Origin of the sequence: Aminobacter sp. MSH1 (genome assembly GCF_003071665.1) — a bacterium.
GTDB lineage: Bacteria > Pseudomonadota > Alphaproteobacteria > Rhizobiales > Rhizobiaceae > Aminobacter > Aminobacter niigataensis.
The window spans coordinates 156676-182299 of the sequence record NZ_CP026266.1 but is presented as its reverse complement, the minus strand read 5'-3'; the positions used below and the strand labels follow the sequence as shown (position 1 = coordinate 182299).

Here is a 25624-nt window from a genome sequence, read left to right as displayed (position 1 = left end):
TAAAGGCCGCACTCCACCGAATGGAGCTGCCAGGACAGTAATCGGTCGAGAGTTCACCTTCGGCCGGGTTGGCCGGGACAGTTACCGCTACTGCATCAGAAGTATTTGCAGGTCGGCGACATTGGTGCCGGTGGCGCCGGTCATCACCAGGTCGCCGGACGACGCCAGCGCATGGTAGGAGTCGTTATTCTGCAGCAGGGCCACGGGGTTGCATCCCAGCTTGCGCATCCATGTGGTCGATCCGGCATCGACGATCGCACCCGCCGCATCGGTCGGGCCGTCGCGTCCGTCCGTGCCACCGCTCAGGAAGACCCAGGGGCGCTTGATCGACGTCCATTCGTTGAGAAGCGCAAAACGCAGCGCCAGTTCCTGGTTGCGGCCGCCCTTGCCGTTACCGGCGACACGCACCGTCGGCTCTCCGCCGGCGACGATTGCCACCGGACCGCGCTGGCTGGCTGCGAACACAGCCATCCGGTGCAGCGTCTTGGCAACATCGGAGACGTCGCCGCTCAGCCAATCATCCGCCTTGACGACGACCGGATAATTGGTGCCGGCGCTATTCATCACCCGCTGCAGGCTGATGCCGTTGGAGCCGATGACGATGTTTTCGACATGCTCGAAGGTCGACGCTGGCTGTTCGTTTTCGAGGACGAAGTCGAGATGCGACTTCAGCGCCGGCGACAATGTCTTGATCAGGCCGTAGCGACCGAGAATGTCGATGGCGTCGGCCTGAGTGGCCGACGGGCGGGCCGTCGGGCCGCTGGCGATGGTACCGACATCGTCGCCCGGTACATCCGACAGAATGAGAGAGAGCATCTTGGCGCGCGAAGCGAGCTGTGCCAGGCGCCCGCCCTTGAGCCGCGAAAACAGCTGCCGGACCGCATTGATCTCGCTGATGTCAGCGCCGCAGCGGATCAGCGTGTCGTTGAGTTCAATCTTGTCGGCAAGTCCAATGCCCGCTGCCGGAGCGCAGGTGAGCGCCGAACCGCCGCCGCTGACCAGCACCAGGACCAGGTCGCCCGGTTCGGCCGAACGGGCCGCACGTTCGATCGCCTCGGCACCCCTGATGCTGCCTGCGTCGGGAAGAGGATGGCCTCCGGCAATGACCTCGACGCCGTCGATCTCGGCATGGTTCTCGAGATTGGTCACAGCGCAGGCGGAAACCAGCTTGTCCGTGACGAAAGGCAGCGCGGCGCGTGCCATCGGGCATGCCGCCTTGCCGAAGGCGATCAGGATCACCCGTCTTGCCGCGGCGATGTCGTCCAGTCTCGTTTCAAGCGCCGCGATGACCGCCTGCTCGGGATCCGACGCTGCGATGCCTTCGCGAAACAGGGCCATTGCCTGCGCGCGAAGCTTGACCAGTGCCGATACCGAGCAGTCGAGATACATCACACCACCTTGTCGGGTAAGGCGCGGCCCTCGAAGAAGGCGGTCAGGTTGTCCACCGCCTTCATGCCCATGGCCACGCGGGTTTCTTCCGTGGCGCTGCCCAGATGCGGCAACAGCACCACATTTTCCATACGCATCAGTGCACCGGGCACATCCGGTTCGCCGTCATAGACGTCGAGGCCGGCACCCGCGATTTGGCCGCTGTCGAGCGCCGCGACCAGTGCTTTCTGGTCGACGACGTCGCCGCGCGCCGTGTTGATCAGGAACCCGCCGCGTTTCATCGCTGCGAGGCGTTCCGCATTGATCAGGTGCCGGTTCTCGGCTCCACCCGGGCAATGCAGCGAGACGAAGTCGGCCTGTGCCAGCACGTCCTCGATGGAGGCCAGCTGCCTTGCGCCCATGGCGCGGGTTTCCTCGTCGTCGACCTTCGAGCGGTTGTAGAAGACAACATCCATGTCGAAGCCGAAATGCGCGCGCTTGGCCATCGCCTTGCCGATGCGGCCCATGCCGATGATGCCGATCGTCTTGCCGGTAACCTTGGCGCCGATCATGTGCGTCGGGCACCATCCTGCCCATTGGCCGGCGCGTACCTGGCGCTCGCCCTCGCCTGCCCGCCGGGCGACCGAAAGCAGGAGGCTCATGCCGATGTCGGCGGTGCAGTCGGTCAATACGCCGGGTGTGTTCGTCACGACGATACCACGGGCCTGCGCGGCGTCGGTGTCGATATGGCTGAAGCCGACACCGAAATTGGCGAGGATCCCGGTCCGGACATCAACGTCGGGAAATACCGTCGCCGGCAACTTGTCGCTGACGGTCGGCAGGATCGCGTCAAAATTCAGGAACGCGGCCTTGAGCTCGGTCTGGCCCAGCGGGGCGTCGCCCTGATTGAAGGTCGTGTCGAACCGCTCCGCCAGGATCTGTTCAACTGCCGCGGGCCAGCGCCGCGTGACGATAACGCGAGGTTTCATTTCAATTCCTTGGTCTTGCCTTGGAGCGCCGCCCGTCCGAAGGGACGCGCAAGGGACGATCCAGCACCTCATAGGTTACGCACCGTCGCGCCCGAAAATCGAGGGTCGATTTCGGGCTGATGCGAGAAAAGGGAGCCGGTCGGCGCCGGCTCCCCGAAGGCCGGGTCAGGCGGCCTTCTTCTGCTGCTCGAGCACGCCCTGAACCGTCGGGCCAAAGGCGGCCGGGGTCGGCACGATGGTCACGCCGGCGTCGCGCAGGATCTCGACCTTTTCCTGAGCGGATTCGCCGAAGGCCGAGATGATGGCGCCAGCATGGCCCATGCGCTTGCCCTTCGGCGCCGAAAGGCCGGCGATGTAGGCGATCAGCGGCTTACGCATATTGTGTCTGGCCCATTCTGCGGCCTCAGCTTCCTGCGGACCGCCGATCTCGCCGATCATCACCACGGCGTCGGTGTCGGGATCGTCCTCGAACAGCTTGAGGATGTCCTTGAAGGACGAGCCGTTGATTGGGTCGCCGCCGATGCCGACCGAGGTCGAAACGCCGATGCCGAGCGCCTTCATCTGCGAAGCCGCCTCGTAGCCGAGGGTGCCCGAGCGGCCGACGATGCCGACGCGGCCCGGCAGGTAGATGTTGCCGGGCATGATGCCCATCAGCGCCTGGCCCGGCGTGATGACGCCGGCGCAGTTGGGACCGACGAGGCGCATGCGGTCTTCATAGCGGAACCGGCGCATGTAGCGCTTGACCCGCATCATGTCCTGAGAGGGGATGCCGTCGGTAATGCAGACGCAGAGCTTGAGGCCTGCATCGGCCGCTTCCATGATCGAGTCCGCCGCAAAGGGTGGCGGCACGAACACGATGGAGGCTTCGGCCCCGGTCTCGCGCACAGCGCCCCTGACCGTATTGAAGACCGGGATGCCCTGGTGGACAAGCCCGCCCTTGCCGGGAGTGACGCCGCCAACCACGTTGGTGCCGTAGCGCTTCATGTCGTCGGCATGGAATGAGCCGATCTTGCCGGTCAGACCCTGGACGATAACGCGCGTCCGGCGATTCAATAGAACTGCCATTTCGACCTCCCTTTAGTTCTTTTTTGATTTCGAATAGGCGCGCATCGCTTCGACCGATTTCTCGGCGGCCTCGGCGAGCGTGTCGGCGATGATCACCTTTTCGCCCGACTCGGCCAGGATGCGCCGGCCCTCCTCCACATTGGTTCCGGCGAGCCGCACGACCAGCGGCACCTTGACGCCAACTTCGCGGATCGCCTTGATGACGCCCTCGGCCACCCAGTCGCAGCGGTTGATGCCGGCGAAGATGTTGACGAGGATGGTCTCGATGTTCTTGTCGGCAAGCACGGCGCGGAAAGCCTTGGCAACACGCTCCGGCGAGGCACCGCCACCGATGTCGAGGAAGTTCGCCGGCTCGCCGCCTGCGATCTTGATCATGTCCATGGTTGCCATGGCCAGGCCGGCGCCATTGATGATGCAGCCGATGTTGCCGTCGAGGCCGACATAAGAGAGGCCGCGGTCGCTGGCGAAGGTTTCGCGCGGGTCTTCCTGCGACTTGTCGCGCAATTCCGAGATCTCGGCGCGGCGGAACAGCGCGTTCTCGTCGAACGACATCTTGGCGTCGAGCGCGATCAGGTTGCCGTCGCGGGTGATCACCAGCGGGTTGATCTCGAGCATCGAGGCGTCGAAATCGCGGAAGACGCGATAGCAGCCGAGCAGCGTGTCGACGGCCTTGCCGATGAGGCTGTTCTCAAGCCCGAGGCCGAAGGCGATCTCGCGTGCCTGGAACTGCTGCATGCCCGCGCCCGGATCGACGATGGCCCGGATGATCGAGTCGGGCTGCTTTTCGGCAATCTCCTCGATCTCCATGCCGCCGGAAGCCGAAGCCACGATCATGACGCGCTCCGACTTACGGTCGAGCACGATGCCGAGATAGAGTTCCTGGCGGATGTCGACGGTTTCCTCGACATAAAGGCGCGACACCAGCTTGCCCTTGGGGCCGGTCTGATGCGTCACCAGCTTGCGGCCGAGCATCGACTCTGCTGCTTCCGATACTTCGTTGTCGGAGCTGCAGATGCGGATGCCGCCGGCCTTGCCGCGAGCACCGGAATGGATCTGTGCCTTTACGACCCACTTGCCGCCGCCGATCTCACTGGCGCGATAGGTCGCCTGCTCGGGGCTGTAGGCAAGTCCACCGCGCGGGATCTGCACCGAATAGCGCGAGAGCAGTTCCTTGGCCTGATATTCATGAATATCCATGTCAAACTCCTCCTCAGTTTGGCAGGCTCGTGCGCGACCGCGCCGACTGCTCGATTGCCTCGTGCATGACCAGCACATTGCGTGCCATGCGTTCGGATGCTGCGTCGATCATCTTGCCGTCGAGAGCGGCAGCGCCCTTGCCCTGTTCTTCGGCTTCCTTGAGCACTTCGATGATGCGGCGCGCGCGGGTGACTTCCTTTTCCGGCGGCGAGAACACGGCGTTCGCCAGCTCGATCTGCGAGGGGTGGATGGCCCACTTGCCTTCGATGCCGAGCGCTGCGGCACGTTTTGCACCGGCGATGTAGCCTTCTGGATCGGAGAAATCGCCAAACGGGCCGTCGATCGGCCGCAGGCCATAGGCACGGCAGGCAACCGTCATGCGCGACAGGGCGGCGTGCCACTGATCACCCGGATAGTCGGGGTTGAGGCCGCCGATGCTGACGGTGCGCGCCTTGCAGCTTGCGGCATAATCGGCAACGCCGAAATGCATCGCCTCGAGACGGCCGCCATAAGCAGCGATCGCCTCGACATTGGCCATGCCAAGCGCCGTCTCGATCAGAGCTTCCAGACCGACACGGGTCTTGAAACCCTTGGCCGTCTCGATCTGGCTGACCATGGCGTCGACCATGTAGAGGTCGGCGGGAACGCCGACCTTAGGTACCAGGATGGTGTCGAGCTTGTCGCCGGCCTGTTCCATCACGTCGACCACGTCGCGGTACATGTAATGGGTGTCGAGGCCGTTGATGCGGACCGAAATGGTCTTGCCCTTGGCGCGCCAGTCGATCTCGTTGAGCGCCTGGATGATGTTCTTACGCGCCCGCTCCTTGTCCGGCGGTGCCACCGCATCCTCGATGTCGAGGAAGATGTAGTCGGCTTCACCGTCGGCCGCCTTGCGGATCATCTCCGGGTTTGAGCCCGGTACTGCGAGTTCGCTGCGCTGCAAGCGAAGCTTGCGCAGATGGTGGAGTGTATGGCTCATTCTGTTTCCTCCCGGTTCTGCGTCAGGCTGCTTTGGCGACGGCCGGCTGGGCCGACAGGCGGTAGTGCTCAAGGGCAGCACCGACACCGGAACCCGGCTGGACCTTGACGCCGCAGTCGCGCAGCGACATCTCGGCCGCCGAAATGGCGCCGCACATCATAACTTCGTTGACCCAGCCGAGATGGCCGATGCGGAACACCTTGCCGGCGACCTTGCTGAGACCGACGCCGAGCGAGGTCTGGTAGCCGTGGAAGGCGCGACGGACGACGTCGGCGCTGTCGATGCCTTCGGGAACCAGGATAGCGCTGACGGTGTCGGAGTTCCACTTGGCTTCCTTGGCGCAGACACGCAGGCCCCAGGCATCGACCGCCTTGCGCACGCCAGTTGCCAGGCGGTTATGACGCTCGAAGATGTTGTCGAGGCCTTCTTCCTGGATCAGGTCGAGGGCAGCGCGCAGGCCGCGCAGCAGTTGCACTGCAGGGGTGTAGGGGAAATAGCCGGTGTCGTTGGCGCGGATCTGGTCCTCGAAGGAGAAGTAGCAGCGGCCGAACTTCGCCGACTTGGCGGCGTCCAGCGCCTTCTGGCTGACCGACAGGAAGCCGAGGCCGGGCGGCAGCATGAAGCCCTTCTGCGAGCCGGAAACGGCGCAGTCAACGCCCCATTCTTCCTGGCGGAAATCGATCGAACCGACCGACGAGACACCGTCGACGAACAGAAGTGCGGGGTGCTTGGCGGCATTGAGTGCAGCGCGCACCGCGCCGACATCGCTGGTGACGCCGGTGGCGGTTTCATTGTGGGTAACGAAGACCGCCTTGATGCGGTGTTCCTTGTCCTTGGCGAGGCGCTCGGCATAGATCTCGACCGGAACGCCCGTGCCCCACTCGGCATCGACAACGTCGACGTCGAGGCCGAAGCGCTCGGCCATGTCGACCCACAGATGCGAGAACTGGCCGAAGCGCGACATCAGCACGCGGTCGCCGGGGCTAAGCGTGTTGGTGATCGCCGACTCCCAGGCACCGGTGCCCGAGGACGGGAAGATGAAGGCACGACCGGTCTCGTTGCGGAAGACCTTCATCAGGTCAGTGAAGAGGCCGCGCGTGAAGCTCGGATAATCCGGTGCGCGCATGTCCTCCATCGGCATGTTCATCGCCTGCCGGACGGTCTCCGGAACGTTGGTCGGTCCTGGAACGAAAAGCTGATTGAAGCCGGCCATGAAAAGTCCTCCCGGAGAATGTTGCGGCGTGGTGCCTGTCTGTGGCTTTCGGAAGGATGATCGGTTTTGCCCCGATCGCTCACAACACCTGTCGGGATAGATTCGCGGACCTTGGGGCGTTGGGTGGCGCCTACTCTTTCAGATGCGCCGGCGTCCTATCGGATAGGCTGGAACCTACCCGGCGTCGTGATGGCCCACGCCCATTGCCGGCTCACGGAATGTTGTCATCGAAGGGCTCGTTCCCGTCTCGGTTCGGTCTGATAATGGCACAAATGGCGAAAACGGACCGGCCCGTGGATATAAAGGCAATTACCTTCTTCGCAGTGACCGCCTGGCTCACGCTCCAGGTTCCGCATGCGCTGGCAGACGACCCGCTGCGTTCCGGCCAGCCGGTGTTCGACCGCGCTGTCGAGTTGGTGATCGACCATCACCATGACGCGTCGGCACTCGAGCGGTTCCGAGCCACCGTGAAACAAGAGATCGCGAATGCGCCGCTTGATGCCGACACGCCGAGCATCCGCGTCGACGAGGCGATCGATGCGGTGCTTGCCAGCCTCCGCGCATCCCATACCGGACGTTTCCAGCCCGACACGATCGCCTATTTCGAGCTGGCCGACATCTTCCGCTTTGCAATCCGCAACGATCTGAGGCGGCTGTTTCCGCCTGATGGCGAGGTCAGCTACCCCGGCATCGGTATGATCGCGCAACGGGCCAACGGCTCCCTGTTCGTCAGCGATGTCTATGATGGTTCGCCGGCGGCCCGGGCCGGCATCCTGGTCGGCGATGAAGTCCTGTCTGTGGATGGCGCGCCCTATCATGAGATCGGCTCGTTCCGCGACAACGTCGGGCGCACCGTGGACGTGCGGATACGACGAAGCACCGGCACGGAACCCGTGGCCCTGAAGGTCGCGGTGGAGCGGCTGCGCCCGCTGCGGATGTTCGAGAAAGCGATCGAAGACAGCGTGACCGTGACCAAGCGCAACGGCAAGCGCATCGGCTATGTCAGGCTGTGGACGCTTTCGGCGCCCGATGGCCTGGACATCGTCGCCCGCGAGCTTGCCACCGGCCGCCTCAAGGACGCCGACGGGCTGATCGTCGACCTGCGCGGCCGCTGGGGTGGCGGCCCCTCCGATGCGGCGGAGCTGTTCGTCGGCGACACGCCGACGTTCCGGCTCATCCAGCGCGACGGCGAGGCGACGCTTGCCAATGTGCGCTGGAGGCGGCCCGTCGTCGCCATCATAGACGAGGGCGCGCGAAGCGGGCTGGAACTCTTCGCCTATGCGCTGAAGACCAACGGCATTCCGCTCGTCGGCTCGCGGACGGCGGGCGCGTTGCTGGCCGGCCGTGCCTATCTCCTGCCCGACGACAGCCTGCTCGAAGTGGCGGTCTCGGATGCCGTCATCGGCGACGACGTGCGGCTCGAAGGGCGCGGCGTCGAGCCGGACATTCCGGTGGCGTTCAGCCTGCCTTACGCCGCGGGCCGGGACCCGCAGCGCGACGCCGCGCTGGAACAGATGCTTCGTATCCTTGCCGGCGGCTGATCCAGCCGGTGTCACACGCCCGTGGTCGGGCGATGTTTCGTGCCGTCGATGAAGCGCTCGTAGCGGAAGGCCGTGGGGTCCACCAATGGCGTGTTGCCGGTGACGAGGTCGGCCGTCAGCCGCCCCGCGGCCGGACCGATGCCGAAGCCATGGCCGGAAAAGCCTGTGGCGATCACCAGCCCCGGCAGCGAGTTGACCGGCGAGATAACCGGCACCGCATCGGGCGTGGCATCGATGAAGCCGGCCCAGCGCTGCAGCGTGGGTACTCCTTTCAATGCCGGAAAGACCTTCTCCATGTTGGCGCGGGCACGCTCCAGCGGGGCAACCGCCGGAGCGGGATCGAGCGTACGATTGCGCTCGTAGACGCTGCCTTCGCCTTCCAGCTTGGGCGAAAGCCCAAAGGGACCACCGAGAAAATCGCCGAAACGCAGACCGATCGAGCGCCATTCGCGTGACAGGATCGGCAGGAAGTCGACGAAATAGCGGAAGCTGTCCGGCGAGACATGGTGATAGCTGATCATGCCATTGGCAATGGTGTAGCCGCCGTCGAGCCGCTTGCGGTAGGCAAAACCTTCCGTCCAGGCCGCACCGTCCGGGCCGCCTTCGACCGGACCGGTGCGCATCACCGACGAGCGAACGGCAAGTTGCGGCAAGCGAATGCCGAGCGAGCGGCACAACGTGCTCGACCACGCACCTGCCGCGACAACCACCGTTCCGGCACGGATCGGGCCGTTCTCGGTGACGACGCCCGAGACACGGCCGCCTTCGGTCTCGATCTCGCGCACGGCACAGCGCAGCAGGATACGGGCGCCGGCGCGTTGGGCGGCACGCGCGATCGCGGGGGCCGCCTTCTGCGGTTCGGCCCGTCCGTCGCTCGGCGTATGCAGTGCCGCACGGAATGTCTTCTGCGCGCCGGGCATGAGATCGGCCAGTGCCCTGCCCTCGATCATCCTGGTGTCGAGGCCATAGTCGCAGGCACTCTTCAGCCAGTCGGAATGATGCTCGACGTCGCTTTCGTCCTGGCAAAGATAGAGGATGCCGGTGCGGCGAAAGCCGACGTCCTCGCCAACCAGATCCTCGATGCCGCCCCACATCTTCATCGCCTCGACGATCAGTGGCAGTTCGCGCGGGTCGCGGCCCATGCGCCGGCACCAGCCCCAGTTGCGGCTCGACTGCTCGCCGGCGACATGGCCCTTCTCGCAGACGACGACGGAAATGCCCTTGCGCGCCAGGAACAGCGCTGCGCTGACGCCGATGATGCCGCCGCCGACGATGACGACATCGGCGCTCTTTGGCTGGAGGTCGCCAGCGGGAACCGGATCGACTGGAGGCCCCATTCATTTCTCCCCGATGAGCCGACGGGAGACGTCCCGTGCCGGCTTGAAAATAACATACAGTACTGTATGCATGGCGCTCGAATTCTTGCAATGCCGCCGGAGGCTACCCGGCGATCGAACCGGGGGAAAGTGCCATGTCGCCACGCAAGATCATCATCGACACCGACCCCGGCCAGGACGACGCCTTCGCCATCCTTTTCGCGCTCGGCTCGCCGGAGCTGGAGGTGGTGGCGCTGACCACCGTCGGCGGCAACGTGCCCCTGGCGCTGACCTCGCGCAACGCGCTGCAGATCGCCGAGCTCGCCGGCCGCCCCGACGTGCCGGTCTATGCCGGCTGTTCGCGGCCGATGGTCAAGGCGCTCAAGACCGCCGAGTATGTCCATGGCCCGACCGGCATCGACGGCTGCGTCCTGCCCGAGCCGAGCCGGCCATTGCAGGACAAGCACGCTGTCAACTTCCTCGTCGACGCGCTGATGGCCGCTCCTGAAGGCGAGATCACCGTCTGCACGCTCGGGCCGATGACCAATCTTGGCATGGCCATGGTGATGGAGCCACGCATCATCCCGCGCATCCGCGAAGTCGTACTGATGGGCGGCGGCTTCTTCGAGGGCGGCAACGCGACGCCGGCCGCCGAATTCAACATCTGGGTCGACCCGCACGCGGCCGCCGTCGTGTTCGATTCCGACGTGCCTGTGACCATGGCCGGCATCGACTGCACCTACACCGCCCAGATGACGCCGGAATGGCTGCAGCAGCTGCGCGCGCTCGGCACGCGCTCGGCCATCGAGGCCGCCAACATGGCCGACTTCTATCGCCAGTACGGCTCGCACAAGTTCGCCACCGAGGCCCGCCCGATCCACGATGCCTGCGTGACCGGCTATCTCTTGGCGCCGCATCTCTACGAGCAGAAGCAGTGCAACGTCACCATCGAGCTGATGTCACCGGAGACCATCGGCATGACCGTGGTCGACTGGTGGCACGTCACCGGCCGGCGCAAGAACTGCAACGTGCTGCGCCGCATCGACGCCGACGGCTTCTTTGCGCTGATGCTGGAGCGGTTCGGCAACCTTCCCTGAGCAGGCGATGAGCCATGAAAAGCAGCGCAATCTCTGAACCACCGGCCAAGCCTGCGGCGCGGAAAACGCTGTCGCGCGAGGCGTGGATCGCCACAGCGATCGCCACGCTTGAGAAGAAGGGCATCGCCAACGTCAAGATCGACCACCTGTCCAGGCAACTGAAGGTCACGCGCGGCAGCTTCTACTTCCACTTCAAGAACCTGAAGGACCTGCTCGACAGCCTTCTCGAGCAATGGCGGCAACGCAATTGCAAGCCGTTCGAGGCGCTGATCGACCAGGAGGTCATCGACGGCCCTGCCTATTTCGACGCGGTGACCGGGGTGTGGATCAGCGAGGATCCGTTCAGCCCACGCCTCGACCTCGCCATCCGCGACTGGGCACGCAGTTCGGCCGTGATTGCCCGCAAGGTGCAGGCCCAGGACGATTTTCGCATGGCGCTGCTCGTCCGCGCCTTTGCTGCGATGGGCTACGACGATGACGAAAGCCTGATCCGCGCCCGCATCACCTACTTCCAGCAGATCGGCTACTACGCCACCCACTTCAAGGAACCGCCAGCAGACCGCAAGCGCTTCCGCTCTCTCTACACCAAGATCCTGATCGGCTCCGAATGACGGAGCCATCGGCATGAACCGAGGAAACGAAATGTCCCTGCCTGTGCCCTATCTGTCCGCGCGGACGCTGACCGTTGTCAAGAAGATCGACACGTCGGGTGCGGCGCGCGTCGTCAATCTCGGGCTCAACGAAAGCTGGCTCGGTGCGGCGCCGGGCGTGGTCGAGGCCATCCGCGAGGCAGCACCCCAGGTCTACCGCTATGCCGATCCGGGCTGCGGCACCATGCGCGCCGCCATCGGCAAGCAGTTCAACCTCAATCCGGCCCGCATCGTCTGCGGCAACGGCTCGGAGGAGCTGCTCGACGCCGTCGGCCGCGTATATGCCCGTGCCGGCGACGAGATCCTGTTCCCGGCCTATTCGTTCCTGCAGTTCGCCATCGTCGCCTATCGCCTCGGCGCCAAGGCGGTCGAAGCGCCGCTCGGACCTGACTTTTCGGTCGACGTCGATGCGCTCCTGGCCGCCGTCACGCCGGCGACCCGCGTCATCTTCCTCGCCAACCCCAACAACCCGACCGGCTCGGTGGTCCCCATGGACGAAGTGGCACGCCTGGCGCGCGAACTGCCGTCGCATGTCGTGCTGGTGCTCGATGCGGCCTACGCCGAATATGTCGATCCGGCCGAGGCCGTCGCAACCTTCGAGATCGCCGACCGCCACCCGAACGTCATCGTCACCCGCACCTTCTCCAAGGCCTACGGACTGGCGTCCGCCCGCGCCGGCTGGGCCTATGCCTATCCGGAGGTCGTCGCCGCACTGAACAACGTGCGCGGCATCGGCAACGTCAACGGCCTGGCCCAGGTGGCGGCGACGGTTGCCGTCGGCGAACAGGATTTCATCCAGCATGTCCGCGCCCGCACCGCCGAGGAACGCGACTATCTCGAAAGGGAGCTGCGCACGCTCGGTTTCGAGATCTCGCCAAGTGCTGCGAACTTCGCTTTCGTCCGCTTGCCCGGCGCGGCAGCGGGCTGGGCGCAGGCGACCGTGGCACGGCTGGCGAAGCAGGGCTTCATCATCCGCTCCAACGAGGATTACGGCCTGCCGGAATGGCTGCGCATCTCGATTGCCGACCGCGCCGATCTCGATGAAATGCTCGGCCTGCTCCGCGTCGAGGTCCGCGCCGCAAACGGCGAGCGCCTGGCCGCCGGGGCATAAGCACGAAAAAGCCCGGCTTCTGGCCGGGCTTTTTCTCGTCGTTGTTGTCGGTTGTTGCCGCTGAGCTGGCTCAGTGGTCCATGGCCTTGACGATTTCTTCGGTCATCTTCTTGGCGTCGCCGAGCAGCATCATGGTGCCGTCCTTGTAGAACAGCGTGTTGTCGATGCCGGCGTAGCCGGAGCCGAGGCTGCGCTTGACGAACAGGCAGGTGCGCGCCTTGTCGACATCGAGGATCGGCATGCCGTAGATCGGGCTGTTCTTGTCATCGCGTGCCGAGGGGTTGGTGACGTCGTTGGCGCCGATGACATAGGCGACGTCGGCCTGGGCGAACTCTGAGTTGATGTCTTCGAGCTCGAAGACCTCGTCGTAAGGCACGTTGGCCTCGGCCAAGAGCACGTTCATGTGCCCGGGCATGCGGCCGGCGACCGGGTGGATGGCGTATTTGACCTCGACGCCATTGGCCTTGAGCTTGTCGGTCATCTCGCGCAGCGCATGCTGGGCCTGCGCCACCGCCATGCCGTAGCCCGGCACGATGATGACCTTTTGGGCGTTCATCATCAGGAAGGCGGCATCGTCGGCCGAACCCTGCTTGACGGTGCGCTCGATGCCGTCGTCGGCAACAGCCGCGGTCTCGCCGCCGAAGCCACCGAGAATGACCGAGATGAACGAGCGGTTCATGCCCTTGCACATGATGTAGGACAGGATCGCACCCGACGAGCCGACCAGCGCACCGGTGATGATCAGCGCCAGATTGCCGAGGGTGAAGCCAAGTGCTGCCGCTGCCCAGCCCGAATAGGAGTTGAGCATGGAGACGACCACCGGCATGTCGGCGCCGCCGATCGGCACGATGAGCAGCACGCCGAGCACCAGCGACACCGCCACGATCAGCCAGAACACCGTCGTCGACTGCGTCGTCACCAGCATGACGATGAGCACGACAAGGGCGATGCCGAGGGCAGCGTTGATGAAGTGGCGGCCGGGCAGCATGATCGGCTTGCCCGACATGCGGCCGTCAAGCTTGAGGAAGGCGATGACCGAGCCGGTGAAGGTGATGGCGCCGATGGCGACACCCAGGCTCATCTCGACCAAGGCCTGGCCGTGGATGGCCCCGACCGAGCCGATGCCAAAGCTTTCCGGCGCATAGACGGCGGCGGCCGCCACCATCACCGCGGCCATGCCGACGAGGCTGTGGAAGGCTGCGACCAGCTGCGGCATCGAGGTCATGGCGATGCGCCGCGCGGTGACCGCACCGACGCCGCCGCCGATGGCAAGGCCGAGCACGATCAGGCCGAGGCCGGCCAGCGTGGGCTTGGCCAGCGCCAGCGTGGTGGCGATGGCGATGCCCATGCCGATCATGCCGTAGGTGTTGCCCTGGCGGGAGGTGGTCGGATGCGACAGGCCGCGCAGCGCCAGGATGAACAGGATGCCGGAGACCAGGTAGAGGAAGGAAGCGAGGTTCAGGGTCACGTCACTTGTCCTTCTTCTTGTACATCGCCAGCATGCGCTGGGTGACGAGGAAGCCGCCGAAGATGTTGACCGAGGCGAGCACCAGGGCAATGAAGCCGAAGCCGGTGGCAAGCCCGGAGGCTGCGATGCCGACGGCGAGCAGCGCCCCGACGACGATCACCGAGGAGATGGCGTTGGTCACCGCCATCAGCGGCGTGTGCAAAGCCGGCGTCACCGACCAGACGACGTAGTAGCCGACGAAGATCGCCAGCACGAAGATGGCGAAGCGGAACACGAACGGGTCGATCGCCCCGCCGGTCAGCGCATGTGCGGCATCGCCCGCGGCGTCCGCCGTCCCTTGGCTGGTGGCGAGATCCTGGATGCCGAGCCGGACGGCACCAACCGCCTGGTCGAGCTGGTCGAGGGCTTTCTGAAGACCTTCCATCACGCGTCTCCCTGCTTGGCCGGCTTCTTGGCGGTGGTTTTCTGGGCAGTGGTCTTTTTGGCAGCGGCCGGTTTCTCGGCCTTGGCCGCACCGTCGCTTGCCGGGTCGTCGCCGCGGTTCTGGCCCGCAACGACCGGCTTGGGCTTGTCCGCTGCAGCCGCTGCCGCGGCATTGGCGAAGTTGGGGTGAACGACCTTGCCTGCATCGGTCAGCATCGTTGCCTTGACCAGCTCGTCGTCGCGGTTGATGGCAATCTGCTTGGTCGTCTTGTCGACCATGGTCTCGAGGAAGGCGAACAGGTTCTTGGCGTAAAGCAGCGAGGCCGAGGCCGCGACACGGCCCGGCACGTTGAGATGGCCGACGATCTTGGCCCCGTTGGCGGTGGTGACGACCTTGCCAGGCACCGCACCCTCGACATTGCCGCCGCGCTCGACGGCGAGGTCGACAAGCACCGAACCCGGCTTCATCGAGGCGACCATGGCCGCCGACACCAGCTTCGGCGCCGGACGGCCCGGGATCAGGGCGGTGGTAATCACGATGTCCTGCTTGGCGATGTGCTCGGCGGTGAGTGCCGCCTGCTTGGCCTGGTACTCCTTCGACATCTCCTTGGCGTAGCCGCCGGCGGTCTCGGCTGCCTTGAACTCCTCGTCCTCGACCGCCAGGAACTTGGCGCCGAGCGAGGCGACCTGCTCCTTGACCGCCGGACGCACGTCGGTGGCAGTCACGATCGCGCCCATGCGGCGGGCGGTGGCGATCGCCTGCAGGCCGGCGACGCCGACGCCCATGATGAACACCTTCGCTGCCGGCACAGTGCCGGCCGCGGTCATCATCATCGGCAGCGCCCGGTCATATTCGGCGGCACCGTCGATCACCGCCTGGTAGCCGGCAAGGTTTGCCTGCGACGACAGCACGTCCATGACCTGGGCGCGGGTAATGCGCGGCATGAACTCCATGGCAAACGCCGTGACGCCTGCCTTGGCCATCGCCGCGACCGCGGCGTCGTTGCCATAGGGATCCATGGTGGCGAGCACCGCGGCACCTGGCTTGTAGCCGTTGAGCTCGGCTTCGGAAGGACGGCGCACCTTGAGCACGACATCCGCCTTGCCGGCATCGGCGGCCTTGCCGATCTTGCCGCCGACCGCAGTGAAATCGGCGTCGGGAATGCGCGACAAGGTCCCCGCCCCGCTCTCCACCACCACCTCGAAACCAAGCCCGACAAGGCGTTTCACCGTATCCGGCGAAGCACCAACCCGGCTCTCAATCGCATCAATCTCTCTCGGTATGAATATCGTTCCAGGCATCCGGGCTCTCCGCGCAACTGGTCGCCCGCCGGGAAAATGTCCCGGCGGCGTTCATGTCTTTTCTGTCGCAATTGCCGATTGGCGGATCGGCCGAACCGATCGGGGCGTCAGGTGCCCAGCGGGCCCGAAAATCGTCGCCGGTTTCCGGGCCAGTACACTAGTGGGCGACCAGAATGCCCTTGGCCTCGAAGATCGCGCGGATCTGCCGGACGTAGCCGTGATAATCCTTGTCTTCGTGGGTCTTGCTCCACTGCCGCGGGCGCGGCAGATCGATCTTGAGGTCGAGATCGACGCGGCCGGGACGCGGCGACATCACCAGCACGCGGTCGGCAAGGAACACCGCCTCGTCGATGCCGTGGGTGATGAACAGCACCGTGTTGCCAAGCCTGAGCCACATCGACTGCAGATCCATGATCATCTGTTCGCGCGTCAGCGCGTCGAGCGCGCCAAACGGCTCGTCCATCAACAGCAGGCCTGGCTCCTGGATCAGTGCCCGGCAGATCGCCACGCGCTGGCGCATGCCGCCGGAGAGCTCGGAGGGATACTTGTTGCCAAAACCTTCGAGGCCGACCTGGGCCAGCAATTCTTCGGCACGTTGCCTGTATTTCGCGGCATCGAGCTTCTTGATCTCGATCGGCAGCAGGATGTTGTCGAGCACCGTGCGCCAGTAGAGCAACAGATCCGACTGGAACACGACGCCGGTTTTCGGATGCGGCCTGCTGACGCCGTCTCCGTCGATGGAGATGCTGCCGGTCGAGGCGGGTGTCAGGCCGGCGAGAAGCGAAAGCAGCGTGCTCTTGCCGCAACCGCTCGGCCCGACGACGGCAACAAAGCTGCCGGGCTCGATCCTGAGATCGATCTTGTCGAGGGCGAGGACGTCATCGTCCTCGCGTGTCTTGTAGATCTTGGAAAGCCGGGAAATGTCGACCGCCGCGCCAGTCTGGGTAGTGGCACTCATGGAATTGCCTCACTGAACCTGTATTCGTTGTTGCCGGACCGATTGAAGGGCCGGGTTATTTGGCGGAGTCGCGCTTGTAGGTGACGCGGGACTCGATGGTGTCGATGATGAAATAGAGCATCACGCCAAGTCCCGAGATCGCCACCACGGTGGCGAAGTTGAGCGTCGTGTCGAACTGCGAATTGGCCTGGAGCTGCAGGTAGCCAAGACCGCGCTCGGCAGCAACATACTCGCCGATGACCGCACCGATGACCGCAAGCGACACCGCTACCTTGAAGCCGCCGAAAATATTCGGCAGTGCTGCTGGCAGGCGAACCTTGAAGAACGTCTGCCATTCGCCGGCACCCATCGAGCGGACGAGATTGACCAGGTTCTTGTCGAGCGACTGCAGGCCGACGACGGTGGAAATGACGATCGGGAAGAACGAGATCAGGAAGGCCAGCGTGATCTTGGGCGCCCAGCCATAGCCGAGATAGAGCACCAGCAGCGGCGCCAGCGCTACCTTGGGCACCGTCTGCAATGCCACCAGGATCGGGTAGATGGCACGTTCGAAAGCCCTGGAATAGAAGATCGACAGCGCCAGGGGGATGCCGACCAGCACCCCCATGGCAAAGCCGACGACCACTTCAAAAAGCGTGACATAGCCATGGGTGGCGAGCAGCGGCAGCTCGTTGACGATCCGCGTGGCGATAGCCAGCGGGGTCGGCAGGACGAACTCCGACAGCCCCGACAACGGAACCAGAATCTGCCAGGCGCCGAGCAGAACGACCGCGAGGATAAGCGCCGAGTAACGCTCCAGCCAGGGTCCTCGCGATTTTTTCTTGCTGCTCATGTTGTTGCCTTGCTTTTTCTGCGCCTGACCGGCGCCGATTACATCCGTGCTCGCCACCGTAGCCTCACTGCGTCAGAAGATCATTGGTATAAAAGGTCGAGATGGGCTTCGGTTCACCGATCTCGTCGACGCTACCGATCAGCTTGAGCGCATCGGCAATCGTCTTCTCATCGACCCATCCAAGAGGCTTGCCCGTGGATGCCGGAATGGACTTTGAAGTCGCCTCGACCTGCTCGCGGACGACCTTGTCGGAAGGCCCAGCCTGCCATACCGCCTTCAAAGCGGCGGTCGCAGCGGCAGGATCGCTGCGCGACATTTCGATTGCCTTGCTGGTGACGGAAAGGAAGTTGCGAAGCACGTCGCCCTTCTTCTCCACACCGTCGGCGCTGGCGACAACGGCCAGGCCGGGAACTGCGAGGCCGAATTCCTCCATGTCGAGGACAGCGAAATTGGTCGAGGTCTTGTCGATGAGAACAGGAAGATCGCTTGTGCGGTACACGCCAACCACGTCGACCTTCTTCTGCACGAACTGCGGAATGCGGGTCTGGCTGTCCATCTGGATCTTATTTACCTTCTTGCAGTCGATATTATTCACACTGCAGAAGACATCCATGTAGGCCGTCGACGTTTCGCCGATCGAGCTTGCGATGGACTTGCCCTCGAGATCGCTTGGCTTGACCACCGGATTCTCGGGATGAGAAATAAGGACAACGGGCGCGGCCGGCTGGTAAAGAGAAATAATCTTGACTGGCATGCCTTTCTGGATTGCCGTGATCGCAAATATTCCAGGAACCACTGCAAGGTCTTCCTGGCCCTGAAGTAGGGCCGCGAGGGCCGCCTGCGCGCCAGCGCCTTCACCGAGCGTCACATTGAGGCCGGCATCCTTGTAGAGGCCTTTTTCCTGCCCCAGGTAGAAGAAGCCGTATTCGCCCTTCAGCTTCCAGCTGAAACGTAGATTGATGTCCTCGGCCATCGCACTGTGGCTTGCCAGGACGGTGGCTATGGCAGCGGTCGCGGCCAGAGCCGTGCCGCGAATGAGACCTGTGACGTACAACATTTCTCTCCTCCCTAAACGAGCACCGACTGGCGCCCCCTATGGCCCGAAGGCCTGCCTCTCTCCCCCGAACAAGGCGCGACAGCTCACGCTCTCGATCCTCATTCTTGATCTCATAGTGTGATCACAATTGAACTTTGTCAAGCGCCGAATCTAAGCTCGCCTCTAACAAATGTCGGGCGTTCTGCTGGCACTTCGCAGCCGCGCGACCTCTCCCGCAAGCACCGGAAATCGCTTCTGGATTCGCCACGCGTCGCGACGTCGCGACCGAGCCTCGGCACGGCTTAGCGCGCGCAGCCGTCAGGGCCGACACAAAAATGTTTGGGCAAAAGTCGGACGCCAGCGGCTTCGGATCGTCAGTGCGCGGTGGCGAATGTGCTCGGCAACGAATTCTCGATCGCGGCGCGGGTCAGGTCGCGGGCAATGAAAACCAGCCAGCCATGCGGCATGCCATCCGGCCAGCGCTCCAGATACTCCGGCGGATAAACGACGTGCTGGACGCCGTGGATGACAACCGGACGCGCATCGCCCTTGACCGGCAGCAGGCCCTTCACGCGAAGGATCGATTGGCCGCGACCGGCCAGAAGCAGTTCGAGCCAGTCGACGAAAGCAGGCCAGTCCACCTCTCGCGTCACTTCGACCGTGAAGGTATCGATGCCGTCGCTGTGCTTGCCCAAGGCTGGTGTGTCGGCCATTTCGAAATGGCGCGGCTGCCAGCTTTCTTCGTGATCGAAGATGTCGGCCGCGCTTGGCATGCTTGCGCGGCTGGAGACAAGCTGCCTGACCTGAGGGTTGACCTTGCCGACATCCTGGCCAAGCGCGTCGAGCCGCCAGGGCTCGACGAGATCCGACTTGGTGATGACGACGCAATCGGCAAGCGCGACCTGCTGCACCGCTTCGGCGAAGCTGCCGATGCTGTTGGCGCCGCTGACGCCGTCGACGGTGGCAACGATGCTGCCCGCCCGATAGCCGCGACGAAGCTGAAGATCGCTCATCACCGCCTGCATGATCGGTGCGGGATCGGCGAGGCCCGTGGTTTCAACCACGACCCGGCGGAAAGGCGCCACCTCGCCGCGACGAACCATCGCCAGAAGGTCCGCCAATGTGGAAACGAGATCATCGCGCACCGCGCAGCACAGGCAGCCCGAGGATAACAGCACGGCGTCCTCGGATACTTCCCGCACCAACAGGTGGTCGAGCCCGACTTCGCCGAACTCGTTGATGATCACGGCCGTATCGGCGAGATCCGGCCCGCCGAGCAGATGCCTCAGGAAGGTCGTCTTGCCGCTGCCCAGGAAGCCGGTCAGCACATGGACCGGAATTCTGTCGTCAATCGTCGAAGCGGCAGGCTGCACGGTCAGTTGACCTCGAAGATCGCGTCGACTTCGACTGGCACGTTGCGTGGCAGCGAATAACACCCGACGGCAGCACGGGCATGGCGCCCTGCCTCGCCGAACACGTCGACCATCAGGTCGGATGCGCCGTTGATGACCTTGGGGTGATCCTTGAAGTCAGGCTCGGCATTGACGAAGCCGCCGAGGCGGATGACGCCGACAACGCGATCGAGATCGCCATCGAGCGCCTGCTTGAGCTGGGCCAGGATGTTGACGGCGCAGAGCCGGGCCGCCGCCTGGCCTTCCTCGACCGTGTAATCGGAGCCGAGCTTGCCGGTGTATTTGTCCTTGCCGGCCTCGCTCGGCACCTGGCCGGAAATGTAGACCTGGTTGCCCAGGCGGCGCGCCGGCACGTAATTGGCGGCAGGAGCCACGGTTGCCGGCAGGCTGATGCCCAGGCGCGCGAGATTTTGTTCAAACTTACCCGCCATGGTGCGGTCCTCCCAGATCGTGATTTCAGTAGTCGAATTGCAGTTCCGGCCCCTGCGCGAAGGGCAGCTCGATGCCCTGCGAACCGGCGACGCTGAGCAGCGCCTTGCAGGTGGTGCGGATGTCGTGGACGATGCCCTTCTTGGCAGCAGTCGCGTTGCCATCCTTCAGCGCGGCAAGAATGTCTTCGTGGTCGGAGGCATTCCACGGCATCGATGGGATCAGCAGCGACATGTACATGGTCGGGCCGAACTGCAGCCACAGGGATTCGATCAGCGGCATCAGCACTTCGGAATCCGCAGCCTCGTAAACCGTGAAATGGAATTTCTGGTTATAGGACAGGCAGTTCAGGATATCGCGCTTTTCGATCGCCACGAGCAGTTGCTTGTTGAGGCTGGTCAGTTGGCTGATCAGGGCAGGTGTCACCTTCTTGGCGGCAAGCTCGGTCGCCATGCCTTCGAGCATCTCGCGCACGGCGAAAAGATCGCTGAGCTTTTCCGGTCCCAGCCGCGGCACACGCACCGAACCGCCCTTGGTCTCCTCCAGGGCATTCGCCGCAACCAGCCGGCTCAGCACTTCGCGAACCGGCATCGGGCTGGTGCCAAAACCTGCCGCCAGCTTGCGCAGGCTCATCACCTGGCCGGGCAGGAATGCGCCCACCATCAGCCCGCGGCGCATATAGCTCAGCACGTGCTCGTGGACGTGACCGCGCGCCGGCTTGACGGCATCTTTGTCGCCGTTGGCGCCTTCGACTTTGTCTATCCGCATTCCGCTTCTCCGCCTCTCGCCAATTTCCTCAAGAGTTGCGCTGTACGAGGAACGACGTTGCTGCGGTCGGCCGCAGACAGACGCCGGCCGGGGGCAGAAGTTGACAGGCCGCAATCTGTGATCTCATATTGTGATCAATAAATGATCTTTCCCTGAACGGCAACCTTTAACTGCCGCCGGTCGGCCGAGCGAATTGGTGCCTGCCCACGCTGTCGGGTTGCGGCATTCCTGCCTCAGCCTGAATTGGCGACAACGCGGTTTTCAATGGCAAAGGCCGTGACAATTGCAAAGGAATATCGATGACCATAGCTGCACCTGACCAAGTATCCCTGCGCGAAACGATCACCGCAGCCGCAGTGCATGGGCGATACATGCTGCGCAATGTCCGTCTCAACAATGCAGTAACCGCAACAGGTGCCATCGAAACCGCGGGTGCCGAGTTCTTTCTCGCTGACCTGACTGTAGAGCACGGCAAGATATTGGCAATAACCCCGGCGGCCATTCACCCCCATCCGGCGGGCATCATTTCGCTCGACGCCGGAGGCCGTATCGTGCTGCCGACCTTCGTCGATTGCCACACGCATCTCGACAAGGGCCACATCCTGCCGCGAACGCCAGGTGCCGACGGGTCTTTCCCCGGCGCCATGAGTTCCACAGGCGCCGACCGGCTGGCCAACTGGAATGCCGAAGACGTTGCCCGGCGCATGGACTTCGCTTTGCGTTGCGCCCACCACTACGGGACATCAGCCATGCGCACGCATCTCGATTCGGCACCGCCACAGGATACGATCTCGTGGCCTGTCTTCGAGCAGCTGCGCGAAGCGTGGCGGGGCAGGATCGACCTGCAGGCAGTCTGCCTCGTCGGCATCGACTTTGCCCGCAACGAAGCCGCCCTCGATGCCCTGGCGCAGCGCGTGGCGGCAGCCGGAGGCGTATTTGGCGCCGTCGCATTCCCCGTGCCCGACATCGATGCACTGCTCGACCGCATGTTCGCGACGGCGACCCGGTACGGCCTCGACCTGGATTTCCACGCTGACGAAACGGCCGATCCGGCGGCCAACTCCCTGCATCGCATCGCCGAGGCAGGGCTGCGGGCGCGTTTTTCGGGTAAGGTGCTTGTCGGCCACTGCTGTTCGCTCGCCACGCAGGACAGTTCGATCGTCGACAGGACGCTCGACACCGTCGCGGCCGCCGGACTTGCGGTCGTGTCGCTGCCGATGTGCAATCTCTACCTGCAGGACAGGCGCCACGACGGCACCACACCGAGATGGCGGGGCGTCACCCTGCTGCACGAGATGAGGCGCCGCGGCATTGCGGTCGCGCTCGGCTCCGACAACACGCGGGACCCGTTCTATGCCTATGGCGATCTCGACCTGATGGAAACCTATCGGATGGGGACCCGGATCCTGCACCTCGACCACGAGGTCGGAGACTGGCCGAGAGCGGTATCGGCAACGCCTGCTTCGATCATGCGCCTCGACGGGAGGGGCATGATGGGCGAAGGCTTGGCAGCCGACTTCATCTTGTTCGAAGGACGCTGCTGGTCGGAATTGCTGTCGCGGCCCGAAAGCAACCGCATCGTCATTCGCAGCGGCGCGCCCATCGCCTCGCCGCTTCCCTCCTATGGGGAACTGGACGATCTTGCCGGCCTGGCTCCGCGCTGAATTGCAAAACGCAATTCGGCCGCCGGGCGAACCGGCGGCCGAATGCCTGAGGTTGTCAGCCGTAGGTAGCGCTCTCCCCCGGCATGAAACCGGCCTGTCACCCGACCATCATGCGCGCCGTCGCCATGAGCGACAGGTCCGAACCGCGGGGACCGATCAGCGAAACGCCATAGGGCGCTCCGTCCACCTTGCCCGCCGGCAGCACTATCTGCGGAAGGCCGGCGAGACCGGCGACGCAAAGCAGGGTCATCGCCTCGTGGCGGTAGCCGTCGAAAACCTCCCCTGGAGCGTCGAGGCGGAACGGTGCATCGTGAACCGCGGGCGCCAGGAGGATGCCATCCAGCCCCAGCAGATCGTCCATCCTTTGCCGGAAGCTGTCCCGGATACGGTTGGCCGCGAGATGGTCATCGTCGGTCAATGACATGGCATAGGCATATCGCTCATCAAGTCCACGCGAGCGCGGCATGCCGGACGCGGTCATCCACGAAATGACGGACTTTCTGGTGTCCCAGGCCTGCAGCTTGCGAAACGCTTCGTAGACCGCGCTCACGCCGGTTCCCGCATAGACCGACGCCGGTGTCGCACCAAGATGAGCGAAAGCTTGATCAAAGACCGCCCGGGGCCCGTCGGCGAGCCTGTCCGCCATGTCCTTTGCCAGCAGGAGCCGTGGCTGGGCTGGTAGCACGGTGTCGTCGTCGCCCAGGACCACCTTTCCGGCAGCCTCGAGCGTGTCGATGTCGCGCGCGAAGAGGCCGAATGTATCGAAGCTGGCGGCCAGATCCATGCAGCCGGCGAGCGACACGCGACCGTGGGTCGGACGGAAACCCCACACCCCGCAGAAACTGGCGGGAAGGCGCACCGAGCCACCCGTATCCGTTCCGATGCCGATGTCAGCCAGGTTCGCAGCAACGGCAACAGCGGAGCCGGAAGACGAGCCTCCAGGCACGCGATCTGGAGCAGCGGGGTTTACCGGCGTACCGAAATGGGCGTTCACACCATAGAGCGACCACGCCAGTTCGTCGGTATGGGTCTTGCCGACAAAGCGGGCGCCTGCGTCGAGCAGGCGCTGAACGGCAGGAGCCGTTCGGGCCTTCACATCGCTCTCGGCCAGCATGAGCGGACATCCGCATCCGGTGCGGTATCCGGAGACATCAAACAGGTCCTTCACCGCAAGGCGCAGCCCCGCAAGCGGGCCAATGCCGGCATTGGGCACTTCGACCGCCCCATACGGCATGAAGGCGCGAAAATGATCTTGTTGCGGCGACATAAATGCTTCCTGGAAATTGTTCATTCTCGCCGGCTCGACCACGGTCGAACCGGCGCTTAAGCGGCGCAGATCGCATATGCGCATCAGCGCGTTCAGTCTTTCAGTCGCCGGCGGGCGGTCGGCCTCACTCACCCAGCAGTTCGTTGGTGTAGAAGTCCGAAAGCGGCCGGGGCGTGCCGATATCATCGACGCTGCTGATCAGCTTCAGCGCGTTGGCGATGACCTTCTCGTCGACCCAACCGACCGGGGTGCCCCCCGACGTCGTGAACAATGCCGCCGTCGTCTCGATTTGCCGCTGGAGGACCTGATCCGAAGGCCCTGCCTTCCATACCGCCTTCAATGCGGCTACCGTTCCCGCCGGGTCGGCCCGCATCATTTCGATTGATTTGGCGTTGGCGGCCAGGAAGCTGCGCAAGGCATCTCCATTCTTGGCGATACCCTCATCGCTGGCGACAATCGCCTCGCCGAGCACGGACAGGCCATAGTCGCTCATGTTGAGGGTCACGAACTTCGCTCCGGCCTTGTCCTCGAGCACCGGCAAATCGTTGTTGCGGTAGACGCTGACGACGTCGACCTGTCTCTGCAGGAACTGGGGAACGCGCGTCTGCGAATCCATCTGGATCTTGTTGATCTTGGTGCAGTCGACACTGTTGATCTCGCAGAAGGCGCCGAGATAGGACGTGCCGGTCTCACCCACCGCATGCGCGATGGTCTTGCCTTCCAGATCTTTCGGCGTGTTGACCGGATTGTCGGGATGCGAGATCAGCGCAAGCGGCGTCGAAGGCTGGTAGACCCCGATGATCTTGACCGGCATGCCCCTCTGGATCGCCGATACGGCAAAGATCCCAGGCATCACCACCACGTCTTCCTGGCCCTGGATCAACCCACCCAGTGCGGCCTGCGAACTGGCCCCCTCGCCGAGCTTCAGTTCCAGCCCGGCGTCCTTGTACACGCCCTTCTGATCGCCGAGATAGAAGAAGCCATACGCGCCACTCAGCTTCCAGCTGAATCGGACTTTGAACTCCTCGGCCATCGCACCGTGAGATGCGAAAGCAGTGACGACGGCAGCAGTGGCGGCAAGCGCCAGGCTACGTATGAGACCTTTGCGATACAACGTTTCTCTCCTCCTTTTTGCGGCATCGTGCGGGGTCGACACGGCCCGGCACGCGCGTCTCTATCCTCCAAGAGACGCGGCAGAATTGCGTGCACACTCCATTCTTGATCTCATCGTGTGATCACAATTCATTGGTGTCAAGGCAAGAATATGGTCCGGCCAAAAAGTAGTTTTGCTAGCGGCGACTGTACTTCTGAGTAGTAAAACTCAGGCTGACAGTTCCGGATTGCTAACGGCGTCCAGGCCAAATGTATGGACGACTTGCCATCAACTTTGCCGCCCGGTGGGATGCCGACCTCAACCCTGCAGGTTCCTGATCATGGCGTCGCCTGGATAGGCGACTTTCCGGCGCCGACCGCCAGCAGCGATCTTTCGGCCTGGCATGTGCCGCAGCTCAAACGCAATTCGGCCGCCGGGCGAGCCGG

At 64.0% G+C, this 25624-nt stretch carries 23 protein-coding genes; 5 read left to right on the top strand and 18 right to left on the bottom strand.

Annotated features, from left to right (window positions below; all coding sequences use genetic code 11):
• Window positions 1–87: 87 nt before the first annotated feature.
• From CO731_RS27160 to CO731_RS27135, 6 genes are all read right to left on the bottom strand, one after another.
• On the bottom strand, window positions 88–1389 hold the full coding sequence (locus tag CO731_RS27160; RefSeq protein ID WP_108679492.1) for a DUF4147 domain-containing protein: 1302 nt from the start codon (window positions 1387–1389) through the stop codon (window positions 88–90).
• Complete coding sequence (locus tag CO731_RS27155) at window positions 1389–2357, bottom strand: D-glycerate dehydrogenase (RefSeq protein ID WP_108610215.1); 969 nt, start codon at window positions 2355–2357, stop codon at window positions 1389–1391. The genes CO731_RS27160 and CO731_RS27155 overlap by 1 nt, the downstream gene beginning before the upstream one ends.
• A 165-nt stretch (window positions 2358–2522) precedes the next feature.
• Window positions 2523–3422 carry a succinate--CoA ligase subunit alpha gene (sucD, locus tag CO731_RS27150; RefSeq protein ID WP_108610214.1) on the bottom strand — a complete coding sequence of 300 codons (900 nt, stop codon included), beginning with the start codon at window positions 3420–3422 and terminating at the stop codon, window positions 2523–2525.
• 12 nt (window positions 3423–3434) lie between these two features.
• A complete protein-coding gene (locus CO731_RS27145) occupies window positions 3435–4619 on the bottom strand; it encodes a malate--CoA ligase subunit beta (protein WP_108610213.1) in 1185 nt (394 codons plus the stop codon).
• A 13-nt stretch (window positions 4620–4632) separates the two neighbouring features.
• Window positions 4633–5598: a CoA ester lyase gene (locus tag CO731_RS27140; RefSeq protein WP_108610212.1), complete on the bottom strand. Its 966-nt coding sequence runs from the start codon at window positions 5596–5598 to the stop codon at window positions 4633–4635.
• Between the two features lie 22 nt (window positions 5599–5620).
• A complete protein-coding gene (locus CO731_RS27135) occupies window positions 5621–6811 on the bottom strand; it encodes an aminotransferase class V-fold PLP-dependent enzyme (RefSeq protein ID WP_108610211.1) in 1191 nt (396 codons plus the stop codon).
• Between the two features lie 323 nt (window positions 6812–7134).
• Between CO731_RS27135 and CO731_RS27130 the strand changes: the two genes are divergently transcribed.
• The gene (locus tag CO731_RS27130) at window positions 7135–8352 is read left to right on the top strand and encodes a S41 family peptidase (protein WP_245440020.1); all 1218 of its coding nucleotides are present in this window, start codon (window positions 7135–7137) and stop codon (window positions 8350–8352) included.
• Between the two features lie 11 nt (window positions 8353–8363).
• Here CO731_RS27130 and CO731_RS27125 read toward each other — a convergent pair whose 3' ends face one another.
• A complete protein-coding gene (locus CO731_RS27125) occupies window positions 8364–9689 on the bottom strand; it encodes an FAD-binding oxidoreductase (RefSeq protein WP_108610209.1) in 1326 nt (441 codons plus the stop codon).
• 134 nt (window positions 9690–9823) lie between these two features.
• Between CO731_RS27125 and CO731_RS27120 the strand changes: the two genes are divergently transcribed.
• From CO731_RS27120 to CO731_RS27110, 3 genes are read left to right on the top strand one after another with little or no spacing between them, the layout of a single operon-like run.
• Window positions 9824–10765 carry a nucleoside hydrolase gene (locus tag CO731_RS27120; RefSeq protein ID WP_108610208.1) on the top strand — a complete coding sequence of 314 codons (942 nt, stop codon included), beginning with the start codon at window positions 9824–9826 and terminating at the stop codon, window positions 10763–10765.
• Window positions 10766–10779: 14 nt separating this feature from the next.
• Window positions 10780–11376 (top strand): TetR/AcrR family transcriptional regulator, encoded by a 597-nt coding sequence (locus CO731_RS27115; protein ID WP_108610207.1) that lies wholly within the window; start codon window positions 10780–10782, stop codon window positions 11374–11376.
• 31 nt (window positions 11377–11407) lie between these two features.
• Window positions 11408–12526 carry a histidinol-phosphate transaminase gene (locus CO731_RS27110; RefSeq protein WP_159091747.1) on the top strand — a complete coding sequence of 373 codons (1119 nt, stop codon included), beginning with the start codon at window positions 11408–11410 and terminating at the stop codon, window positions 12524–12526.
• Window positions 12527–12596: 70 nt separating this feature from the next.
• Here the strand turns inward: CO731_RS27110 and CO731_RS27105 are convergent, their stop codons facing one another.
• From CO731_RS27105 to CO731_RS27065, 9 genes are all read right to left on the bottom strand, one after another.
• Window positions 12597–13994, bottom strand: coding sequence for an NAD(P)(+) transhydrogenase (Re/Si-specific) subunit beta (locus CO731_RS27105; protein ID WP_108607022.1), 1398 nt, complete (start codon window positions 13992–13994; stop codon window positions 12597–12599).
• Window position 13995: 1 nt separating this feature from the next.
• A complete protein-coding gene (locus tag CO731_RS27100) occupies window positions 13996–14418 on the bottom strand; it encodes a proton-translocating transhydrogenase family protein (RefSeq protein ID WP_108607021.1) in 423 nt (140 codons plus the stop codon).
• Window positions 14418–15719, bottom strand: coding sequence for a Re/Si-specific NAD(P)(+) transhydrogenase subunit alpha (locus tag CO731_RS27095; protein WP_108679491.1), 1302 nt, complete (start codon window positions 15717–15719; stop codon window positions 14418–14420). The genes CO731_RS27100 and CO731_RS27095 overlap by 1 nt, the downstream gene beginning before the upstream one ends.
• Window positions 15720–15876: 157 nt before the next feature.
• Window positions 15877–16677, bottom strand: coding sequence for an ABC transporter ATP-binding protein (locus CO731_RS27090; protein ID WP_108610204.1), 801 nt, complete (start codon window positions 16675–16677; stop codon window positions 15877–15879).
• Between the two features lie 55 nt (window positions 16678–16732).
• Complete coding sequence (locus tag CO731_RS27085) at window positions 16733–17509, bottom strand: ABC transporter permease (RefSeq protein ID WP_183264772.1); 777 nt, start codon at window positions 17507–17509, stop codon at window positions 16733–16735.
• A 64-nt stretch (window positions 17510–17573) separates the two neighbouring features.
• Window positions 17574–18482 carry an ABC transporter substrate-binding protein gene (locus CO731_RS27080; RefSeq protein WP_245440017.1) on the bottom strand — a complete coding sequence of 303 codons (909 nt, stop codon included), beginning with the start codon at window positions 18480–18482 and terminating at the stop codon, window positions 17574–17576.
• Window positions 18483–18919: 437 nt separating this feature from the next.
• Entirely contained in the window at window positions 18920–19918 is a 999-nt protein-coding gene (locus CO731_RS27075) for a GTP-binding protein (RefSeq protein WP_245440014.1), read from the bottom strand.
• Between the two features lie 2 nt (window positions 19919–19920).
• On the bottom strand, window positions 19921–20388 hold the full coding sequence (locus CO731_RS27070) for a RidA family protein (RefSeq protein WP_108610201.1): 468 nt from the start codon (window positions 20386–20388) through the stop codon (window positions 19921–19923).
• A gap of 25 nt (window positions 20389–20413) precedes the next feature.
• On the bottom strand, window positions 20414–21154 hold the full coding sequence (locus CO731_RS27065; protein WP_108610200.1) for a GntR family transcriptional regulator: 741 nt from the start codon (window positions 21152–21154) through the stop codon (window positions 20414–20416).
• Window positions 21155–21453: 299 nt separating this feature from the next.
• Between CO731_RS27065 and CO731_RS27060 the strand changes: the two genes are divergently transcribed.
• Window positions 21454–22818, top strand: a complete 1365-nt coding sequence (locus CO731_RS27060; protein ID WP_108610199.1) for a cytosine deaminase — start codon at window positions 21454–21456, stop codon at window positions 22816–22818.
• A 97-nt stretch (window positions 22819–22915) separates the two neighbouring features.
• Here CO731_RS27060 and CO731_RS27055 read toward each other — a convergent pair whose 3' ends face one another.
• Both CO731_RS27055 and CO731_RS27050 read right to left on the bottom strand, forming a co-directional pair.
• Window positions 22916–24217, bottom strand: coding sequence for an amidase (locus CO731_RS27055; protein ID WP_343207460.1), 1302 nt, complete (start codon window positions 24215–24217; stop codon window positions 22916–22918).
• Window positions 24210–25199: an ABC transporter substrate-binding protein gene (locus tag CO731_RS27050; RefSeq protein ID WP_245440013.1), complete on the bottom strand. Its 990-nt coding sequence runs from the start codon at window positions 25197–25199 to the stop codon at window positions 24210–24212. The genes CO731_RS27055 and CO731_RS27050 overlap by 8 nt, the downstream gene beginning before the upstream one ends.
• Window positions 25200–25624 lie beyond the last annotated feature (425 nt).